This is a genomic window from Pelovirga sp., assembly GCF_059864205.1.
In genome coordinates this window covers 40,601-46,941 of record NZ_JCBCBS010000021.1, presented here as the reverse complement: position 1 = coordinate 46,941, position 6,341 = coordinate 40,601, and the positions used below count along the sequence as shown (strand labels likewise).

Here is a 6,341-nt window from a genome sequence, read left to right as displayed (position 1 = left end):
TGCCGTGCCCCTACTGGTCACCACCGAGTTGATACTTTTCCAGCTTGTAGCGCAAGGTGCCGCGCGGTACGTTGAGGATGCGCGCGGTTTTGGCAACATTCCCGCCTGAAATGGTAAACGCTTTTTCCACCAGTTCCTGTTCAAAGCGATCGATAACATCTTCGAGAAAAATTCCTTCCGGGGGAATATCGCAATGTACCGGTAGAGCGCTTTGTGGTGCCTCACCCCAGATTTCGCGGGGCAACTGCGCCGGCTGGATGACCTCGACATCATTCATGATACAGATGCGCTCAACCACGTTGCGTAGTTCACGCACATTGCCGGGCCAATGATAGCGCAGCATCAGTTCAAGGGCTTCACGACTGAAAGAACGCATCTTTTTCTTGAAATTGAGGCTGAAGTGTTGAAGAAAGTGCTCCAGCAAAATCGGGATATCTTCGCGTCGCTCACGTAATGGCGGAATATGAATGGGGAAAACATTTAACCGATAGTAAAGATCCTCACGAAATTCTCTGCGTTCAATAGCATTTTTCAAATCAGCGTTAGTCGCAGCAATAATACGGACATTGATATCAATGTTACGATTGCCACCTAAACGACGGATCTTTCTATCCTCGAGAACTCGCAACAGCTTAACCTGCAAGCCAAGGTCCATCTCACCGATCTCATCGAGAAAAATGGTTCCCCCGTCCGATTCTTCAAATAGTCCGATCTTACGGTTTTTCGCATCGGTAAAAGCACCTCGTTCATGACCAAAAAGTTCTGTTTCCAGCAGGTTAAAAGGGAGTGATCCACAATTGATTTCAATAAAAGGATGAGCGCAGCGGGGTGACAGATTATGAATTGCCTGGGCGACCAGCTCTTTGCCGGTGCCACTGTCACCGGTTAACAGCACCGTTGAGGTTTCATGCTTTGCTACCTCACGAATCTGCCGGAAAATCTGCATCAGTTGCGGACTGTTGCCAACCATATTGATACCATCAGCATCGCGTGACAAGCGCTTGACCTTACGGCGCAGGCTTTGTGTTTCCAGAGCCAGTTTGACAATCAGCTGGATGGCGTCGGCTTTGAATGGTTTTTTTATGTAGTCGTAGGCACCAAACTTGAGAGCTTCAACGGCACTTTCAACCGTACCGTAGCCGGTAATAATAATGACCAGCAATTCCGGATCGATATCGCGCAGCGAGCGTAGCACATCAAGCCCCCTGCTGCTGCCGAGATTCAGGTCGAGCAAAACCAGTCCGATTTCATCTTCAGTAACGATATTGATAGCCTCAGCGGCACTGCCGGTCGAACAGGTTCGATAGCCGTCATCGGATAATATCCGTTCCAGATTTTCACGAATAAACGCCTCATCATCAACTATCAGAATTTTTTCCATGCTGTTCCTCCACATTCATATTGTGGCGCAACAATATCCTTATTCCTGCCCTCTGTGCAAACCAAAATGGTGAATTTTCGCCAGTAAAAAAGAGGGGAAATCAAGTTGTTTCTTCGGCCAAAGGGATGGGGTCGGAGCTTAAGGGGATGATGATCTGAACGCGGGTACCCTGTAGCAGCTTACTATCGATCTGGATATCGCCGCCATGCTCGGTGATAATATTGTGACAAATCGACAGACCCAGTCCAGTGCCATGCCCTTTCGTCGTAAAAAAAGGTTCAAACACCAGGGGCAACTGGTCAGCAGAGATTCCTTCGCCATTATCGGCAATGGTGATCATGATATTGTCGTCATGGAGTTCAGCACGGATCGTCAGCACGCCCCCTCCGGGCATGGCATCCAGGGCATTGTTGACCAGATTGAGGATCACCTGCTTAATCCGGTCGGCATCTAACAACAGATCAGGCAAATTGCCGGCAATATGTTCATCAATTGTGACCTGCTGACGCTGACACTGGTTGCGTAGCAAAAAAATGGAATCACGCAACACCCCATCTATGCGCCCATCATGCAGTTTAGGGGGTTTGGCGGCAGAAAATCGCAGCATCTGTGACACCAGCGATTCGAGGCGCTCAATTTCTTCGAGAGCGCGACGGATCAGCAACTGATCGGCTTGCTGGCCAAGCAGGCGATCATGCAATTCGTCGAGCAGCAAACTGACGCCTGTCAGCGGATTACGCACCTCATGAGCAATGCCGGCTGACATCCGCCCCAGGGATGCCAAACGATCCATGCGCGCCATCTGATGGCGCATGTTCACCCGCTCCGTGAGATCCTCTATGGTCAACAGCCACCCATCTTCCTGGCGAAAGCTCAAAGGAAAAAGTGCCAGTCGATAAGTCAGCTTACGACCATGACGCTCAACCGGTACATAAAGCGGACGGGAGTTTATGCTGCTGCAATCACGGTTATTAAACCAGCCTTCAAGTACATGTTTAAATTCCGGCCAGTCACGCAACAGCTGTTGCCAGTGCGGTTCGCCGGTCGGTCGCGGCATATCGAGAATACGACAGGCCGGACCATTGGCTGATGTTACCCGCTCCTCTGAATCAAAGGTGATGAGGCCGGTTTCAATATTTTCAAACAAGGTGTTTTTAAAATTCCGTTCCGAGATGATTTCTTTACGGGAACGGCGCAAGGCTTGCATCGTGCGCAGAAGTCGTTCTCGCCGCCGACTTAATTCTTCTACCATCTGATTAAAGGAATTCGCCAATTCACCAACTTCATCATTGGATTTGACATCCACTTTTACCCGCAACTCCTTACCACTGGTCATTTTGCGTGTGCCATCGGTCAGTAATTTGATCGGACGGGCAATGTTATTGGAAAGGAGATAGGCAACAAAAGCGACAAACATGACGGTAACCGAAATAACCAGCCAGGACTGCATCAAGTAGTTATTGATTTCATTTTGAATCAGCAGGGCGGTCGAAGTGGCGGGCAAATGAAACAGATCGATTTCAGCACCGATAGTGACACCGCCGAACACACCAGATTGCTGATAAACACCGTTACGATAGAGGATCGGTGCGTAGGCCATGATCTTGTGTGACCCACCTACGTTGATGGTTGACAACACACCTGACTCGCCGCGTCGAACCAACTCGGCAACCTTGGGATAATTTGGATGGACAAAAGCGGCGGTCAGTAAATTGAAAGGAATTCTGCCGGCGTCAATGACGTCCTGAGGTGTATCGACAGTATAAGCGGATACCAGTTCACCAGTGACATCAAAGCCACGAAGATTCCAGAATTTAGGATGGGTAATCATCCACCCTTCATCATCAAACATGAATGCGTAATTTCCACTTTCATAGGACGGGAACACCGCATCCTGATCATCTATCGGGGAGATGTGCTGAGTGAAGGTCATCAGGTGACGATGATCAAGGGATAGAACTACTACCCCCTGCCATTCTCCCTGGCTGTAGACCGGAGTAGCAAAACGGATAACCCCAACGTATTTTTTGCCTTCTATCGCCTCAAGGGGATCAGCTGCACCCTGCAGTTGCTCATCGCGGGAAACATGCCAACCGGTAAGGTGGGTCGTCCAGATTTGACCAGGGAGAAGACGCGCTGCCTGCAGAAAATAATCTTCCCCAGGATATGTGGTTTGGTTACGATCGGTAATAACTCTTAATCGTTCACTGGGAAATCCGTTAACAATTCTGACCCGCTCCTGGCCAGTTGGATCGATAAAGGCCAGCTCACTGTAAAGTGGAATATTTTCACGAATTTCTATTGGATTACTGTTACTGCCACCACGATACCAGATCTCACGTTGGTGATTATTACCAAATTTCTGATAATTCTCCTGATCAGGGGTCAAGAGTGCCAGATCAAGAAGATTCCCTTCGATTTGCTGGAGAAAAACAGTTACCTGGTCGGCAACCATCTGGGTTCTTTTTTCCAGCGCTTTGGTCGCCTGCGTGTCGAGGGTTTCGGTGGTACGCTGACGTAGTAAATCTTCAACCAGGCGCAAGCTGTGGTGTGAATTGAATAAGAGCAATATCAGCGGCACCAGTGCTAATAGCAGCAGGGCACCCAGCACCTTGGAATGAAGTTTTATTTTTAGCATGTTGAGAATATAAACCAAAAATCAGACCGGCAGACAATTACCACGATCAGCTAAGCACGGACGCGATAGGAGGATGGCTGTGCAGCGACAGTTATTTGCAGCGGGAAACAACGTAATCAGCCAATTGAAACAGCGCCTGCCGGGTCTGTGAATCGGGAAATATTTCCAGCAAATCTTTGGCCCGTTCAATTCGTTGCAACGCTTTGTTGCGCGTATAGGCAATCCCCCCCTTTTCTTCGATCAGGCGGCAGACATAATCGAGATCAACAGGTGCCAGTTGTTCCGCCTCAACAATCCGTGAAATTTCCGAACGTTCCGTTGACAAACAACTGTTATAGGCATGGATCAAAGGCAGAGTCATTTTACCTTCAAACAGGTCATGTCCCCTCTCTTTGCCGAATTCTTGTTGATCTGCGACATAATCAAGGGCGTCATCCATGAGCTGAAATGCCGTACCAATTTCCAGCCCGAATTCACGCAAGGCGGCTTCCTTTTCAGGTTCAACCCCCGCAAGAACCGCTCCCACCTGACAGGATGCAGCAATCAGGATCGCCGTTTTGTCGCGTACGACCTGCAGATAGCGGGTCTCATCAACGTCGAGATCACAGGTGTTGATAAGCTGCAGAATTTCCCCTTCCGCCAGTTGCGTTGTGGTATCGGCAAGAAGCTTTAAAATACGCAGGCTGTTGGAGCCAACCATCACAGAAAAGGATTTTGCAAAGAGAAAATCACCAACCAGCACAGAAGCCTGATTGCCCCAGACGGAGTTTGCCGAACGGTTGCCTCGACGCAAGTTAGCGCTGTCGACGACATCATCATGAAGCAAGGTTGCGGTGTGAATAAACTCCACCACCCCGGCAAGATCAATGTGTTTATCTCCCTGATAGCCGCACAAACGGGCACTCAACAGCAGCAGCATCGGCCGCAATCGCTTGCCGCCACTCGACAAAACGTACTGTCCGACCTGGCCGATCAACTCAACATCAGAAGTCAGGTGGTTTTTGATCTGCTCTTCAACCGCCTGCATCTCATCTTTAATCAGGGCTATAACTGTATCCATAGTTTCTTGTCTTTCCGGAACCTAAGCTATGCCAGGCGGCACAAAAAAAAGAGGTCAGTTAAAACCTGATGCCCTCGCAAAAAGCATCAGGTTGGATGGCTAAGCTCAAAGCGCCAACTGCAAGGCGCGCGATTATTGAGCAATGAGACGTACTTACCTGCGTCGCAGCAGTGAGAAGATGGCGACTGTTTTTAGACTGGCGCAGCAGTTGGTGAGTTGTTGCGCCGCCGGCAAAACTTCGGCATTCTAAAAAGGACCCCTGACAAAGTCAAATTCATTTGTCCAGGGCAGGTTCCAGCAGCGGATCTTCTCCAGTTGCCATCGGAACAAAACGAAAACGAACATTATCCCAGCGATAAGAACCTGAATGCCAGATCTGCTCAACCAGATACCATTCATCATCGAGCTCTGATGTGGTTTCTGTCAACTCGGAAAAAATAAGAATCTCCATGTCATCGATCACATAGTTGGCGTTGGTATCGGCCCAGTGAAATGGTCTGATACGAGTATGTTGATCTGCTGTTACCGGCAAGACAGACTGCTTACCATCAGGGTTGGCAATCATTTCACCGCTGATGGTTATTTTCTTTTCTAATGATTCATCGTTCGGTACACCAAGGCGGTAGTAAAGGTGCAGAGGGGTTTGGGGATTGCGGAAAATCCATCTGGCAACGCCGCTCGCCGGATCGACACTGGAAGCCTCAGGTTCAGAAGAAATAAATTCCCAGCCTGGTGGAAACTCCTCTTTAAGAATCATACCCTTTAAGGGGGTATCAGCTGAAAGAACAACTTGAACCAGCAGTTCATGCCCTGGTGCTACATGAAGCGGGAGAAGTCTCTGGGCCTGCAGCTTAGGATCAAAGGGTGGACTTTGCGGCATAAAATATAACCAGGCAAGCAGCAGGATCGCAACAAGGATTAACCCAAGCGGCAAAAATTTGATGATTGTCATCCTGGTAGGTTGATGTTCTTGTTCCGGTTGATCCTGCACCTCTTTTTTGAGGATTTCCTCAAGGTCAACTTCAAGTGCCTCTGCCAGCTTCACGGCATTATCGCGTCTGATGGTGGGATAACGGTTGTTTTCCCAACGTGAAACAGTATCGGTGGTAACCCCGACTACCTTGGATACATACAATTGTGTCAGGCGTTTTTCTTCGCGGATACGTCGTAATGATGTACCGTCAACTGCGACCGATGATGAATCTAATAAATTCATAGCGTATTTAACCGCTTCCTTCTTGCTCAATCAGCGGAGTCTAACA

The 6,341-nt window shown here is 48.9% G+C and carries 4 protein-coding genes; all 4 read right to left on the bottom strand.

All coding sequences use genetic code 11. The features are described 5' to 3' along the window. Positions 1–10 precede the first annotated feature (10 nt). Complete coding sequence (locus AC6F7T_RS01455; RefSeq protein WP_500716189.1) at positions 11–1,381, bottom strand: sigma 54-interacting transcriptional regulator; 1,371 nt, start codon at positions 1,379–1,381, stop codon at positions 11–13. Between the two features lie 100 nt (positions 1,382–1,481). Continuing rightward, entirely contained in the window at positions 1,482–4,019 is a 2,538-nt protein-coding gene (locus AC6F7T_RS01450) for an ATP-binding protein (RefSeq protein WP_500716188.1), read from the bottom strand. Positions 4,020–4,110: 91 nt separating this feature from the next. Then, positions 4,111–5,079, bottom strand: coding sequence for a polyprenyl synthetase family protein (locus tag AC6F7T_RS01445; RefSeq protein WP_500716187.1), 969 nt, complete (start codon positions 5,077–5,079; stop codon positions 4,111–4,113). A gap of 274 nt (positions 5,080–5,353) precedes the next feature. Further along, on the bottom strand, positions 5,354–6,325 hold the full coding sequence (locus AC6F7T_RS01440; RefSeq protein WP_500716186.1) for a helix-turn-helix domain-containing protein: 972 nt from the start codon (positions 6,323–6,325) through the stop codon (positions 5,354–5,356). Between the last annotated feature and the right edge of the window lie 16 nt (positions 6,326–6,341).